This window comes from Streptomyces sp. yr375 (assembly GCF_900110755.1).
Taxonomy (GTDB): Bacteria; Actinomycetota; Actinomycetes; order Streptomycetales; family Streptomycetaceae; genus Streptomyces.
The window spans coordinates 34,566-49,577 of the sequence record NZ_FOFF01000023.1 but is presented as its reverse complement, the minus strand read 5'-3'; the positions used below and the strand labels follow the sequence as shown (position 1 = coordinate 49,577).

General features: G+C 70.9%; 11 protein-coding genes. All 11 read right to left on the bottom strand.

From position 1 onward, the window contains the following. Positions 1 to 3 precede the first annotated feature (3 nt). Positions 4 to 2,640: a serine/threonine-protein kinase gene (locus tag BMZ82_RS22565; protein ID WP_093778595.1), complete on the bottom strand. Its 2,637-nt coding sequence runs from the start codon at positions 2,638 to 2,640 to the stop codon at positions 4 to 6. Positions 2,641 to 2,642: 2 nt separating this feature from the next. Then, a complete protein-coding gene (locus BMZ82_RS22560) occupies positions 2,643 to 3,986 on the bottom strand; it encodes a hypothetical protein (protein ID WP_093778593.1) in 1,344 nt (447 codons plus the stop codon). Between the two features lie 69 nt (positions 3,987 to 4,055). Next, positions 4,056 to 5,132, bottom strand: a complete 1,077-nt coding sequence (locus BMZ82_RS22555) for a glutamate ABC transporter substrate-binding protein (RefSeq protein WP_093778591.1) — start codon at positions 5,130 to 5,132, stop codon at positions 4,056 to 4,058. Between the two features lie 14 nt (positions 5,133 to 5,146). Continuing rightward, positions 5,147 to 6,520, bottom strand: coding sequence for a hypothetical protein (locus tag BMZ82_RS22550; RefSeq protein WP_093778589.1), 1,374 nt, complete (start codon positions 6,518 to 6,520; stop codon positions 5,147 to 5,149). Between the two features lie 217 nt (positions 6,521 to 6,737). Further along, entirely contained in the window at positions 6,738 to 7,712 is a 975-nt protein-coding gene (locus BMZ82_RS22545) for an N-acetylglucosamine kinase (protein ID WP_093778587.1), read from the bottom strand. Then, entirely contained in the window at positions 7,703 to 8,968 is a 1,266-nt protein-coding gene (locus BMZ82_RS22540; protein ID WP_093778585.1) for a 6-phospho-beta-glucosidase, read from the bottom strand. Before BMZ82_RS22540 ends, BMZ82_RS22545 begins: the two co-directional genes overlap by 10 nt. Before the next feature lie 6 nt (positions 8,969 to 8,974). Continuing rightward, positions 8,975 to 9,922, bottom strand: a complete 948-nt coding sequence (locus BMZ82_RS22535) for a carbohydrate ABC transporter permease (RefSeq protein WP_371271281.1) — start codon at positions 9,920 to 9,922, stop codon at positions 8,975 to 8,977. Between the two features lies 1 nt (position 9,923). Beyond that, positions 9,924 to 10,898, bottom strand: coding sequence for a carbohydrate ABC transporter permease (locus tag BMZ82_RS22530; protein WP_093778583.1), 975 nt, complete (start codon positions 10,896 to 10,898; stop codon positions 9,924 to 9,926). 2 nt (positions 10,899 to 10,900) lie between these two features. Further along, positions 10,901 to 12,253 (bottom strand): ABC transporter substrate-binding protein, encoded by a 1,353-nt coding sequence (locus BMZ82_RS22525; protein WP_093778581.1) that lies wholly within the window; start codon positions 12,251 to 12,253, stop codon positions 10,901 to 10,903. 94 nt (positions 12,254 to 12,347) lie between these two features. Further along, entirely contained in the window at positions 12,348 to 13,580 is a 1,233-nt protein-coding gene (locus BMZ82_RS22520) for an ROK family transcriptional regulator (protein WP_093778579.1), read from the bottom strand. A gap of 249 nt (positions 13,581 to 13,829) precedes the next feature. After that, positions 13,830 to 14,936 carry a mechanosensitive ion channel family protein gene (locus BMZ82_RS22515; protein WP_093778736.1) on the bottom strand — a complete coding sequence of 369 codons (1,107 nt, stop codon included), beginning with the start codon at positions 14,934 to 14,936 and terminating at the stop codon, positions 13,830 to 13,832. Positions 14,937 to 15,012 lie beyond the last annotated feature (76 nt).

The following is a 15,012-nucleotide window of genomic DNA, read 5'->3' as shown; positions in this document are numbered from 1 at the left end:
CAACTACACCCACGTCCGGGGGCGGTAACGATTGGCACGTTCCACCAGGTCGATCCTCTCCTCACCGCCGGTCGCCAACCGGGCGAGCGTGCGGTACGAGCGTTCCAGGCCGAAGCGCAGGCCCCGCTCGTCCAGTTCGCTGCCGAGCAGTACCCGCCGGGTGTCCGGTCCCGCGCCCTGGCCTCCGGAGAGTATCCAGTCCAGGGCGCAGCCGAGGACTTCCGCCGACAACTGCTCGCGCCGCGTCGGATCCAGACCGTACGAGTCCAACGCCTCGACCTGGGCCGCGGCCGCGGTGAGATCCTCCTGAAAGGGTACGTCGGCGGCGAGCGCCGTCCGCTGCCGGAGCCGGGCCCGCACGGCCGCCACCCGGGCCGCCGTGTAGTGGATCGAGGACTCCGGCACCGATTCCAGCGTCCGTACGGACCCCCGGCGGTCCCCCGCCGCGAGCTGTACGCGGGCCAGGCCGAACGCCGAACTGACATAGCTCGGGTCGGTCGACCACACCAGGCGGTAGTACTCGGCGGCGTTGTCGAGCTGCCCCAGCACCTCCGCGCACAGGCCGAGCGCCAGCTTGGGCGCGGGCTCGCCCGGGAAGGCGTCGTAGATCGCGTCGAAGGAGAGCGCCGCGCCCTCGTGGTCGCCGGTGACCAGCGAGGCCACGCCCCGGTACCAGACCACCCGCCAGTCGTCGGGCCGTTCGCCCTCCAGTCTCTGGAGGGACATGAGGGCCGCCTGATGGTCGCCGTTCTCCAGCCAGGCGCGGATCTGCCGCAGCCGGCTCTCGACCGACGGCGCGGGCGCGGCCGTGAGAGCCGTGATCAACTCGCCCGGCGCGGACGCCAACAGGCCTGCGAGGAAGCCCGCGTTGGGGTCGGCGGGGTCGACATGCGGAACGGGCAGCGCGAGGCCGGCGGCGGACGCGGGGACGATCTTCACCAGCCCACCGGGGACGACACCGGCACCGGTATGTGGCAGCCCGCCGCCGAGAGCCGGGACAGCCCCCGAAGATCCCAAGCTCCCCGAACTCCCCAAGCTCCCCTGGCTTCCCGAACTCCCGGACAGCCGCCGGGACTTGACCGTACCGCCGACCGTGACCCGCGCCCCAAGCCGCGACACCTCCCCGTCCAGCTTGGGGAACAGTTCGGTGTCCGTGACCTTGACCTCCGGTCCGAACAGGGTCGACAGCGCGGGCCGCGCCCGGCCGCTCTGCAGCGAGACGACCTCGCGCAGCACGCCCGTCAACTGCTCGGCCATCTCCTGCGCGGAGGCGAACCTGCGGGCCGGATCCGGGTCGGTGGCGCGGACCAACAGCCGGTAGAACGACTCGTACTGGCGGAAGACCTCGATGTTGTCGGGGTCGGGCAGGGAGTCGACGAAGACGGTCGTGTAACCCTGGAAGTCGAAGGTCAGGACGGCGAGCGTACGGCCCACCGTGTACAGGTCGGAGGCGACCGACGGGCCGACCTCCGCGACCTCCGGCGCCTGGTAGCCGACCGTGCCGTAGATCGCCGACTCGTCGTCGTCCATCCGGCGGACCGCGCCCATGTCGATCAGCTTGAGCTGGTCCTCGGTCTGGATCGCGTTGTCGACCTTGAAGTCGCAGTACAGCAGGTTGCGGCTGTGCAGGTGGCCGAGCGCCTCCAGGGCCTCGATGCCGTACGCGCACGCCTGCTCGACCGGCAGCGGGTCCCGCTTGTCCGCCGTCGTCCGGCGGGAGTTGGCGATCTCCTTCAGGGACTTGCCGCCGACGTACTCCATGACGATGTAGCCGTCGAGCGAGCCGGTGCGCTGGTCGAGATGCTCGACGAAGTTGTAGATCCGCACGATGTTGGAGTGCTCGATCTCCGCGAGGAAGCGCCGCTCGGAGATCGCGGCGGCCATCGCGTCCTGGTCGCCCGTGTCGAGGAGGCCCTTGAGGACCACCCAGCGGTCGGACACCGCGCGGTCCACCGCCAGGTAGACCCAGCCCAGGCCGCCGTGCGCGAGACAGCCCGCGACCTCGTACTGCCCGTGCACGACGTCCCCGGACTTCAACTTCGGTACGAACGAATACGGGTTGCCGCACTTGGTGCAGAACCCCTCCGTACGTCCCTCCCGCTCGCCGCGCGAACGGCCCACCGGCGCCCCGCAGTCGGAGCGCGAGCAGAACCGCTTACGCTCGGGCACCTCCGGGTTGTCGAGGACCATCGCGCGCGGGTCGGGACGCGGCACCTGCGGCACCGAGACCAGACCCGCGCCGAGCCGGGCCCGCCCGGAGGAGCCGGCCGCCGTGCCGGAGGAGCGCACCGACACCGAGCGCCCCGTCGAACTGCCCGACAGCGAGCGGGACAACCGCCCGGACACCGAGCGCCGCGACTTCGACGACTGCGACGACGTACGCGAACTGCGCGCACTACGCGCGCTCTGCCCGCTGGAACTCGAACTCCCGCTCCCCGCCGAGCTCTTGCCGCCCCCGCCGCCGCCCCGGCCGGTCACCCCGGTCGGCGGCGAGCCGAGCAGGCCGCCCCCGGAGGAAGGACCCCCGGACGCCACGACGGGGGCCAGACCGCAGGTGTCGCAGTACAGCTCGCCGCCGCCCACGTCCTCGTACGACCCCTCGCAGCCCGGCCGTTGACACGACTGCCCTGCCTGACTCATGGCTACTGCTCCCCCCTGTCCCTGTGGTCCTCGGGTCCGCCCTGCTCGGGCACGCGCGGCGCGGCGAGCAGTTCGGCCGCCGCCCGCTGGTAGCGCAGGACGGCCTGTTCGGCGACGCGCAGATCGCAGGGCGCGCTCCACAGCATGCGGCGCGCCGCGTCGTAGCGCTCGATGAGGAACGGGTCCTCGGCGAGCCCGTGCCGCGCGACCTTCGCCTTGTACGCGTCGAGACGCCCGCGCAGCTCCGCGCGGACCGCCAGCGGCTGGGTGACCGCGCTCAACGACTCGCGGGCGCGCAGCAGTTCGTCCTCCGCCTTCTCCTCCAGGGCCTCCAGGAGCGGGGACAGCCGGTGCCACTGGGCGTGCCGGCGGTACTCGGCGGCCGTCGCGAGCTGCTCCTGCAGCACGGTCGGCGGTCCGCCGACCACCGGCACCTCGGTCGCGGCGATCTTCGCGAGCACCTCACCGCGCGCGGTGCGCGCCTCGGCGAGCGTCCGGTCGGCGCGGCTGAGGACGTCCCGCAGCCTCACCAACCGCTGCTCCGCGTCCTGACGGACCGTCAACACGGCGTCGATCTCCCGGCGTACGTCCTCCAGGGCGCGCGCCTCACGGTCGTACACCGTGGTGTCGGGACGGCCGCCGCCCGGGGCCGAACTGCCCTGCGCGCGCACCCAGTACGCCAGCGGGTCCGAGACGACCTCCTCGCGCAGCCGGGTCAGGGTGTGCGTGATCTGCTCGAGGTCGTCGCCCGCCGGGTGCTCGCCCGGGCGGACGCCGACGGAGTGCGCGAGCCGGCGGGTGCGCTGGAGCTCCGCGGCCAGTAAATCTATCCGCGCGGGCAGCGCCGACCACACCGCGTCGGCGGCGACGACCATGTCCAGCGACGACGCGTACAGCTCGTTCATCCGGTCGACGAGGCCGACGAGGGTGAAGCTCTGGCTGAGCTTGCCCGTGCCGTGCGGCGTGGGCGCTTCGGCCGTGGCCACCGCCGCACCGGCGAGCGATCCCGCGACCGTCACGGACTCGCCGCGCAGCAGTTCCGTCAGCTCGACCAGGTCCTCGCGGCTGGCCCAGCGGCGGCGCGAACGGATGTCACGGGCGCGGCGCAACGCGTCCGTGTACGCGTCGAAGTACGCCCACAGGAGGGTGATCGACGCGTCGGCGGACGCCCAGCGCTCCTTGGTGAAACCGGTGAGTTCGGCGCCTTCCAGCAGCCTGCGGCCCGCGTGGTCCTGGAGGGCGAGGAGCGACGTCTCGATCGCCTCGTGCTCCGCGCCGAGCCGCGCCAGCGCACGGTCGACCTCGTCCCGGTCCAGCACCGGCCCGGGGGGTCCCGTGACGCCCATCGATCACCTCTCGCTGCCTTGTCGGATCTTCGCTCGGTGCGCTGCCTGCCCGGTATTGTCCGGCGTTCGTCAACTCGTGCGCAGGTACTGCGGTGCGGGTGGCATCGACGTCGTCGCGTCGCCGCCCAGTGTCGCCGACAGCCACTTGTCGTACGAGGCCTGCCAGCCGCTCGCGCGGTACTCCACCAGGATCTGGTTGACCCGGCGCACCAGGTCGCTCGCGTCCTTCTTCATCGCCACCCCGTAGTACTCGGCCGTGAACGGGGCGCCCTTGAGCTCGACCGTCGGGTCCTGGGCGGCCTGGCTGGCGGCGAGCGCGCCGTCGGTGACCACCGCGTCGACCTCGCCGAGCTGCAACCGGACCAGGCAGTCGAGCTGGTTGGGGACGGTGGTGCGGATGTCGACGGTGGAAGCGAGCCTGCCGGTCTTCTTGTCGTCGGCCAGCTTGGTGTTGGCCGTCGAACCGGTCGCCGTGCAGACCTTCTTCTTCGCCAGCGTGCCGTTGTAGCCGGTGATCGTCGAGGACTTGGGGGCGAGCACCTGCTGACCCGTCTTGAAGTACGGCGCGGAGAACGCGACGTCGGTGAGGCGGGTGCACGAGATCGTCATCGTGCGGACGACCATGTCGACGCGGCCCTCCTGGATGGCCGGGACGCGCTGGTTGGTCGGGATGGCCTTGAACTGGACCGCGTCCGGGTCGCCGAGGATGTCCTGGGCGATGCGGTGGACGAGGTCGATGTCGAAGCCCTCCAGCTCCGCGCCGGTGTTGTTGGGGTCGCGGTAGCCCCAGCGGTAGCTGTTCTGGTCGACGCCGACGATCAGCTTGCGCTTCTCGCCCTGCCGGGCCTTGATCGCGGCGATCGTCGGGCCGTCCGCGCTCGACGGCGCCAAGGTCTGCTTCTCGGGGGCCGTGCAGGTGGCGTCGGCCACCGGGCTGCCCTCGGCGACGCCCCGACCGCCGCGGCCCGTGCTGCCGTCGCCGCTTCCGTCGCCCTGGGACCGCGCCCACGGCAGCAGCAGGACGAGGGCCAGCGCGAGGGCGCAGCCGACCGCCATCGCCCCGACGCCGCCCCAGCCCCGCAGACCGGCCCGCACCCGCTGACCAGCCTGCACCCGCTGACCGGCCCGCACACGTCGCGCACGCATCGGCGTGCCCCCTTTCACCGGTACTCCGACAGCCTGCGGCCGATGCCGAGGACCGCGCCCGCCGCGCCCAGCACGGCGAGCACGGCCGCGCCGACCGCGAGGCCCGTCATCGCGCCCAGGCCGTCCCCGGCCGCCCGCTGGAACTCGGCCTGCTCGTGATCGAGGGCGTCCGCGAGGTTCGCGTCGACGTTGTCGAAACACGCGCCGGTCGCGTCCTTCCCGCCGATGACCAGGGCCAGCGCCTGTTCGTAGTTGCCGTTGTCGTCCTGCGCGCGTGCCGTGGTGTGGCGCTTCTTCCACTCCGCCATGTTGCTCTCGGCCGCCGCGACCGGCTTCCCGCCCGACTGGTCGTCGGCGAGCTTCGCCGCCAGGGTGAGGCCCTTGCCGAGGGCGCTCATGTCGGTGCCGAAGTCGTGGTCGTACTTGTCGAGCGTGACGTCCTCGCCGTCGGCCGTCACCTTCACCGTCTCCGCGCCGCGCGCCACCAGCGTCAGGTTCTCGTTGCCGCGCGCCTTCAGGGAGGCGATCCGGGCGTCGTGCAGCACGTTCAGCGAGCGGACGCCGTTGTCGTAGGAGTCGTTGAGACCCGCGCGGGCCACGGTGTGGCCGACGACCAGCCAGAGCAGGACGACGGTGGTGGCCGCTGTCGCCGACACCAGGCCGTGGTTCAACAGGCGGTTCGTACGGCGGTAGTTGCGGTGCTGTGCCCAGGCGAGGCCGGCCAGCGCGAGGACGCCCAGCGCGATCGCCGCCCACGGGTAGGGGGTGGCGTCGGCGTAGTCGGCGTCGAGGCGCTGGTTCTCCTTCTTGTAGAGATCCTCGGCCGCCGGGAGCATCTCCTCCTGCATCTTCTGGTTCGCGTACCGCAGATAGGCGCCGCCGACCGGGAAACCCTGCCGGTTGTACGTCCGCGCGCGCTCCACCAGGCCCTTGTACTCGGGCAGAAGTGTGTTCAGCCGGGTGATGGCCGCCGTGGAGGGGGAGCCGGGGTCGGCGTTGTTGGCGGCGGTGACGAGTTTGGCGGCGGCCGTGTCGATGTCGTCCTCGTACCGCTGCCGGGACGCCGCCGTCTCCTGGCCGCCCGCCAGGAAGCCGCTGGAGGCGGCCGTGTTGGCGTCGGCCAGCGAGCGGTAGATGTCGGCGGCGGCCGTGCTCAGCGGCTGGCTCTTGTGCAGCACGTCGTCGGCGGCGGCCTCGCGGTCGGTCGTCTGCCAGGCCGTCAGCGCGCCGAAGGCGAGGACGAGGAGGGCGAGGAGAGCGCCGATGATGCGGAGCCGGCCCGGTTCCGTGGTCGCCGCCGCGCGCGCCTTGTCGACGCCCTCGGCGAATGCCGTACGGCGTGTCGGCGGTGGTGCCGTGCCGACTGGCGGGCTTGCCAGGTTTGCCACTGTTTTGACCTCCCCCGTGGTCAGCTCCCGTCGGCAAGTATCGCTGGCGGGAGGTGTTGTGCGCACCGGCCTTCACTGGATCTTGATCAGATCGCAGTCAGCCCTGTTCATGAATACGTCTGGGGGGAGGGATCGGTTCCTTTGTGGGGGCTTGTGTTGTGTTCGGGGGCGCGTTGTTCTGAGCGTGCTGTTCGGGGCGTGCTGTTCGGGGGTGCGCTCAGCCCGCGTCGAAATGGCGCCGTGTCTTTTCCTGTGCCTCCGTCCCCGCTCCCAGTCTGTCGAGGCCGAGGAGCGCCGCCCCGAGCACCGGACGCGCGCGCACCACGCTCGGCACCGCCTTGGGCGCGCCGGCCGCCAGCAGTTCCCGCACTCCGTCGTCCAACTGCGCGTGCCCCGCAGTCAGGACGCCTCCGCCGAGCAGTACCGGGGTTTCCTCCTCCAGCAGTTGCAGGCGGGTCAGGGCGACTGTTGCCATCGTTGCCACTTCCTGGGCCAGGCGGTCGACGAGCGCGCGGGCCACCGGGTCGCCCTCCGTGGCCGTCGCGAAGAGGACCGGGGTCAGTTCGTGGCGGCGGGACGCGGGGATGTGCTCCAGGTGCAGCGACTCGATCAGGGCGTACATGGTCGGCAGCCCGAAGTGGGCCGGGAGGGTGTGCGTCAGGGCCGTGGGGCCGCCCCGGCCGTCCTCCGCCCGCGCCGCGTGCCACACGGCCTCCTCGGCCAGCCCCCAGCCGCCGCCCCAGTCGCCGGAGAGGCGGCCGAGGGCCGGGAAGCGGGCCGTGCGGCCGTCGGGGCGCATGCCCACGCAGTTGATGCCGGCCCCGCACACCACGGCCACGCCCCGCGGGTCGGCCACGCCGGCCCGCAGGATCGCGAAGGTGTCGTTGCGGACGTCCACGGAGTCGCCCCACGCGCGCGCGTGCAGGGCCGCCGCCAACTGCTCCTCCTCGACCGGCAGATCGGCGTTGGCCAGACACGCGGAGACATGGGTCGCCGTCGTGACGCCCGCGGCCCGGTACGCGCGCGTGACGGTGTCGGCGAGGGCGTCCACCGCCGCCGCCACCCCCACGGCGGGCGGCCGGAAGCCGCCGCCGCGGGCCGTGCCGAGGACTTCCCCGTCGGGCGCCACGACCGCGACGTCGGTCTTGCTGTTGCCCGCGTCGATGGCGAGCACACTTGCCGTCAGGCCCACGCGAGGTGCTCCCGGTTGTGCGAGACGAGTTGGTCGGTCAGTCGCTCGGCGTACTCGTACTGGCCGATCAGGGGGTGCGAGAGGAGCGCCTTGAAGACGCGCTCCCGGCCGCCGCGCAGGGCCGCGTCCAGGGCCAGGTCCTCGTAGGCCGTGACGTTCGCCATCAGGCCCGCGTACAGCGGGTCCACCGGCGCCACCGGGAGCGGGGCCGCGCCCTTGGACCCCACCGCCGCCTGGACCTCGATCACCGCGTCGTCCGGCAGGAAGGGCAGCGTGCCGTTGTTAAGAGTGTTGACCACCTGGTGGGGGCTGCCGGAGCCGGTGAGCAGGGCGGCTGCCAGATCCACCGCCGCCTCCGAGTAGAACGCGCCGCCGCGCTTCGCCAGCAGCGCGGGCTTCTCGGCCAGCGCCGGATCGGCGTACAGCGACAGCAACTCGCTCTCCATGGCGGCCACTTCCGCCGCCCGGGACGGCTTGGTGCGCAGTTCCCGTACGACCTCGTCGTGCGCGTAGTAGTAGCGCAGGTAGTACGACGGGACGACGCCCAGCAGGTCCAGGAGGGGGCGGGGCAGCCGCAGGTCGGCGGCGATCGTGTCGCCGTGGGCGGTGAGGAGGCCGGGCAGGACGTCCTCGCCCTCGGGGCCGTTCAGGCGCACCCCCGTCTCCCAGGTGAGGTGGTTGAGGCCCACGTGGTCCAGGTGGACGTCGGCCGGGGTGACGCCGAGGAGCGCGGCGAACTTGCGCTGGAGGCCGATCGCCACGTTGCACAGGCCGACCGCCTTGTGGCCGGCCTGGAGCAGGGCGCGGGTGACGATGCCGACCGGGTTGGTGAAGTCGATGATCCAGGCGTCGGGGTTGGTGCGGCGCACCCGCTCGGCGATGTCGAGGACCACCGGGACGGTGCGCAGCGCCTTGGCGAGGCCGCCCGCACCGGTCGTCTCCTGGCCGACGCAGCCGCACTCCAGGGGCCATGTCTCGTCCTCCTGGCGCGCCGCCTGGCCGCCCACGCGGAGCTGGAGCAGGACGGCGTCGGCGCCCTCGACGGCCGCGTCCAGGTCGGAGGTGGTGACGATCCGGCCGGGGTGGTCCTGGCGGGCGAAGATGCGCCGCGCCAGACCGCCCACCAGCTCCAGCCGGTCGGCCGCCGGGTCGACCAGGACCAGTTCCTCGACGGGGAGGGTGTCGCGTAGGCGTGCGAAGCCGTCGATCAGTTCGGGGGTGTAGGTCGAGCCGCCGCCGACCACGGTGAGTTTCATACCTTGTTAACCCTTTACTCCGGTGAGGGTGACACCTTCGACGAACGCCTTCTGCGCGAAGAAGAACACGAGGATCACGGGGGCCATGACCAGCACGGTGGCCGCCATGGTGAGGTTCCAGTCGGTGTGGTGCGCGCCCTTGAAGGACTCCAGCGCGTAGGAGAGGGTCCACGCGCCCGGGTTCTCGGAGGCGTAGATCTGCGGGCCGAAGTAGTCGTTCCAGGCGTTGAAGAACTGGAAGAGGGCGACGGCGGCGATGCCGGGCTTGGCCATCGGCAGCACCACCTTCAGCAGGATGCGCAGGTCGCCGCAGCCGTCCACCTTCGCCGCGTCCAGGTACTCGTTCGGGATCGTCATCAGGAACTGGCGCAGCAGGAAGATCGAGAACGCGTCGCCGAACGCCAGCGGGATGATCATCGGCCACAGGGTGCCCGACAGGTCGAGCTGCTTCGCCCAGAACAGGTACATCGGGATGACGACCACCTGGGGAGGCAGCATCATCATCGAGATCACCAGCATGAGCGTCACATTGCGGCCCCGGAAGCGGAACTTGGCCAGCGCGTACGCCACGGGGACGGACGACACGACGGTAAGGACTGTTCCCAGTCCCGCGTAGAGCAGCGTGTTCTTCCACCAGGTGAGGAAGCCCGGGGTGTCGAAGACCTTCCGGTAGTTGGCCCACTCCCAGGTGTGCGGGATCAGGTCCCGGCTGAGCGCCTGGGAGTCGCTCATCAGGGAGGTCAGGAAGACGAACACGAAGGGCAGGACGAAGAAGAGGGCCGCCGCGACGCCGAGGGAGTGGATCGCGACCCATTCGAGGAGCGCCTTGCGGCGCGCGGTGCGCTCGGCGGGCGAGGCCGGGTCCTGCGACTGCGACCCCACCGGCCGTTCCCGTTCCTGTTCCGGTACGTGGACCGTGTTCTGGGCCGTGTCCGGGGCCATGTGCTGGGCCATGTCAGTCACCTGCCTGGATGAGGCCGCCCCGGCGCCTCATCAACAGCGCGGTGAACGCCATCGACAGGGCGAACAGGACCAGGGCGACGACACAGGCGGAGCCGTAGTCGAAGCGCTGGAAGCCGAGGTTGTAGACGAGTTGGGGGAGGGTGAGCGTGGAGTGCTCGGGGTAGCCGGGCTCGAACATGGTGCCCGCGCCCTGGATCACGCCCGAGGCGACCTTTCCGGCGACGAGCGGCTGCGTGTAGCACTGCATCGCCGCGATGACGCCGGTGACGACCGCGAACATGATGATCGGTGAAATGTTGGGAAGGGTGACGAACCGGAACCGCTGCCACGCCGACGCGCCGTCCAGTTCCGCCGCCTCGTACTGCTCCTTCGGCACGTCGAGCAGCGCGGCCATGAAGATGACCATCAGGTCGCCGATGCCCCACAGGAACATCAGGGTGAGGGCCGGCTTGGACCAGTCCGGGTCGTTGAACCAGCCCGGGGCCGGGATGCCGATCCTCTCCAGGATCGAGTTGACCGGGCCCGTACCGGGGTTGAGGAGGAACGCGAACGCCATCGTCGCCGCGACCGGCGGGGCCAGGTAGGGCAGGTAGAAGAGGGTCCGGAAGACGCCCGTACCGGTCTTGATCTTCGTGATCAGCATGCCGATCCCGAGCCCGAACAGGACCCGCGTCGTCACCATGATCACGACCAGCCAGAGGGTGTTGCGCAGGGCGGGCCAGAAGAGCGGGTAGTGCTCGAAGACGTACGTCCAGTTCTTCGCCCCGCTCCAGGTCGGCGGCTGGAAGCCGTCGTAGTGCATGAACGAGAAGTAGACCGTCGAGATCATCGGGTACGCGAAGAAGACCGCGAAACCGATCAGCCAGGGGGAGAGGAAGGCGAGCGTGCGCAGGGCCTGTTTCCGCTGCTTCGCGGCGAGGCCGGGCGAGCGCCGCTTCGACGTCGTCGTCGACGTGAGTGCGCTCATCGCTACTTCGCCTGCGCGATGTCCGTGTCGATCTGCGCGGCAGCCTTCGTCAGGCCCGCCTTCAGGTCGGTGACCTTGCCGCTCTCGTAGTCGTAGCCGAGCTGCTGGATGGTGGTGAGGTAGACGCCGCCGTTGACCGAGGCGGGGGCGGTCGTCGAGTTCGGGTTCGCGGCGATGTCGAGGAAGGTCTTGAAGCGCGGGTCGTACTTCAGGTCCGGCGACTTCAGCGCGGCCAGCGTGGACGGCACGTTGTGGATGGCGTTGGAGAAGGCGACCACCGCGGCCGTGTCGGTGGTCATGTACTTCACCAGTTCCCAGGCCGCGGCCTGCTTCTTGCTGGTGGCGGCGATACCGGCGATGGTGCCGGTGATGTAGCCGCGGCCGTACCGATCGGCCTGGTCGTCGGGCACGGGCAGCGGGGCGACGCCGATCTCGAAGCCGGGCTTGGCGTCCAGGGCCATCCCGAGACGCCACTCGCCGTCCAGTTGCATGGCCACCTGGCCGGTGTGGAAGGGGTGCTTCGGCCCCCACTCGTCACCGAGCCCGGCCCGGAACTTCTCCAGCTTCTTGAACCCGCCCAGCTCGTCGACCAGTTGCTTCTGGAGCGTGAAGGCGCCCGCGACGGCCGGGTCGGTGGCGACCGTCGACTTGCCGGACGAGTCGAAGTACGTCGGCCCGAACTGGCCCATGTAGTGCTCGGTCGTCGCCTCCCAGCCGTGGTAGTTCGGCATGAACCCGAGCTGCTTGTACGTGTCGCCCTGGGTGATCGTCAGCTTCTTGGCGTCGGCCTCGAACTCGGACCAGGTCTTCGGCGGGGCGGTGATGCCCGCCTTCTGGAACGCGGTCTTGTTGTAGTAGAGGCCGTAGGCGTCGCCCAGCAGCGGCACGGCGCAGCGGTTCCCGTCGTACTCGGTGTACTCGCTCATCGCCTTCGGGAAGGTGGTGCCCGGGTCGATGGCCGCCTTCTTGAACAGCGGGTTGAGGTCGACCAGCGCGCCGGACGAGCAGAACTTGCCGACGTTGTTGGTGGTGAACGACGAGATCACGTCGGGCGCGGTGCTGCCGCCCGCCCGCAGCGCCTGGTTGATCTTGTCGTCGGTCATGTTCCCGACGACGTCGACATGGATGTTGGGGTGCGCCTTCTCGAAGCCGGCGACCAGCGCCTTCACGGCCTTCACCTCGTTCGGCGCGCTCCAGGCGTGCCAGAAGGTGATGGTCTGTTCCTTCGACGCGTCGTCGCCCGCGCCGGAGGATGCCGCCTGGCCGGTACAGGCGGTGGTGGACAGGAGCAGTGCCGTGGAGGCGGTGAGGGCAAAAGCCGCCTTTCGGACTACTTCGGGTATGCGTGTGGGCATGGCGGAGCCTTCCAGGGACAGGGGAGGGTGAGGAGAGAGGTGAGGGGTGAGGCGAGAGGGGTCTAAGGGGAGGGGGAAGAGGAGGTGGCCGGGGTCAGCGTGCGGTGGTGTCGAAGACCTCGTCGCGGGTGGCCGCGAGCGCGCTCTCCAGCGCACCGCGCAGCACGGGCCGTTCGATGACGTCGCCGACGACCAGCTTGGGCCGGGACGCGGCCAGTTCCTCCAGCTCGTCCTGGACGAGGGCGCGCAGTACCTCGCCGCCGGCGGTCAGGCTGGCACCGCTGAGGACGACGAGTTCGGGGTCGAGCACGGAGACGAGCGAGGCGAGACCGGTCGCGAGCCGGGTCGCGTACGTCTGGAGCAGCAGCCGGTTCTGGACCGTGTCCTCGGCGGCGGCCCGCTGGACGAGTGCGGCGGCGACCTCGGCGTAGGGTCCGGACGGGATGCCGTTCATGCCGAGGTCCAGGGCGAGCTGCGGGATGGCCTGTGAGCCGGCCAGCTCCTGGAAACCGCCACTGTTGGCTTTCTTTACCTGCCGCACCAGGGGTGCGCCCGGAACTGGCAGGAAACCTACCTCTCCCGCGCCGCCGGTCCAGCCGCGGTGCAGCCGGCCGCCGAGGACGAGTGCGGCACCGAGACCGCCCTCGTTCCACAGGAGGACGAAGTCCTCGTGGCCGCGGGCCGCGCCGAGCCGTTGTTCGGCGATGGCGGCGAGGTTGACGTCGTTCTCGTACTCGACGGGCATCGGCAGGGCTGCGGCGAGGTCGTCGAGCAGCGTCGGGGCGTGCCAGCCGGGCAGGTGGGAGGCGTAGCGCAGGCGACCGGTGGTGGGGTCGAAAGCGCCGGGGGTGGCGACGACGAGCCGCCGCACGTCGCCGCGGGTGAGGCCCGCGGCCTTCACCGCGCCGTCGAGGGCGTCGGTGACCTGCCGTACGACGGCCCCGGCGGTCTTCCTGCCGGGGGTCGGCACCTCGTACGTGCCCACCGTGCGGCCGGTGATGTCGGCGACGGCGGCGAGGACGCGTTCGGGGGTGACGTCCAGCCCGGCGGCGTACGCGGCGGCCGGGTTGACCTCGTAGAGCTGGGCGTTGGGGCCGGGTCGGCCCTCGGTGGTGCCGGTGGCCAGGACCAGTCCCGCCGCCTCCAGGCGGGCCAGGAGCTGGGAGGCGGTGGGCTTCGACAGGCCGGTGAGCTTGCCGATGCGGGTGCGGGACAGGGGGCCGTGCGCCAGCAGGAGGTCCAGGGCTGCGCGGTCGTTCATGGCACGCAGGACGCGCGGGGTGCCCGGCGTTCCGGTGGTTCCGGAGGGTCCTGCGGTTGCTGCCATGGGGTCGACACCTGCCTTTCTGAACTGCACAGCTTTTCAGTGACGCGGGACACAAGTCCACTTCCCGTCATCCGCGATCATTGTTAGGAAAGTTTCCTATCGATGGAAGGGAAGGTAAGCCCGGCGCGAAGGGGGCGTCAAGAAGGGAAACGACAAACGCCCCCGAGGCAACGGAGTCGTTACCTCAAGGGCGCTGAGACGGGGATGGGACGGGGATGAGGCGGGGGTGAGGCGGGGGTGGAGCGCGGGTTACTTCGCCGGAGGCGTCGTCGCGCGCTGCGGGGCGATCGGAGTGGCCGCCGCCGACTGCGGGGAGTCCGCGTTGGCGAAGGCGGACGGCGCGGCGACCGAGGCGGTCGGGTCGGCCGGGTCCTCCGTGGCGGGCGCGGTCGCGCCGCCCACGATGCGGATGTCGGCGGCGTCGAAGGCGCGCTTGACGCGCCAGCGCAGCTCGCGCTCGACCGTGAGGGCCTTGCCCGGCATGGTCTTCGCGGAGACGCGGACCACCATCGAGTCCAGCAGGACGCTGTCCAGGCCGAGGACCTCGATCGGGCTCCACAGGAGCTCGTTCCAGGGCTCTTCCTTGCTCATCTTCTCGGCGATCTCGTCCAGCGTGGACTTGACCAGGTGCAGGTCCTCGGACGCCTTGACGGTGACGTCGACGCCGGCCGTCGCCCAGCCCTGCGAGAGGTTGCCGATCCGCTTGACCTCGCCGTTGCGGACGTACCAGATCTCGCCGTTGTCGCCGCGCAGCTTGGTCACCCGCAGCCCCACCTCGATGACCTCGCCGCAGGCCACGCCCGCGTCGATCTGGTCGCCGACGCCGTACTGGTCCTCCAGGATCATGAACACGCCGGAGAGGAAGTCGGTGACCAGGTTGCGCGCCCCGAAACCGATCGCGACGCCCGCGACGCCGGCGGAGGCCAGCAGCGGGGCCAGATTGATCTCGAAGGTGGCCAGCACCATCAGCGCGGCCGTGCCCAGGATCAGGAAACTCGCCACCGAACGCAGCACCGAGCCGATCGCCTGCGAGCGCTGCCGCCGCCGCTCGTTGTTGACCAGCAGCCCGCCCAGCGAGGTGCCGTCGACCGACGCGACCGTGCGGTTCATCCGGTCGATCAGCTTGGTGATCGACCGCTGCACCACCACTCTCAGCACCACCGCGATCACCACGATCAGCAGCACCCGCAGGCCGATCGCCAGCCACGTCGACCAGTTCTCCTCGACCCAGCTAGCCGCGTTCGTCGCGCTCTCCTGGGCGTCCTGCAAGGACGGGACCGTCACCGTGGTCGGCGACTCCGAGGGAGTCGGCGACGGCGACGAACCGGCGGCCAGTAGGACGGCGGGCAAGGACACGGCAGGTACCTCCAGGTGCTGCACTGCTCCGTCCGGCGCGGCGGGTCAAGGCGACACGCGCCGCAAGGTCACGGAA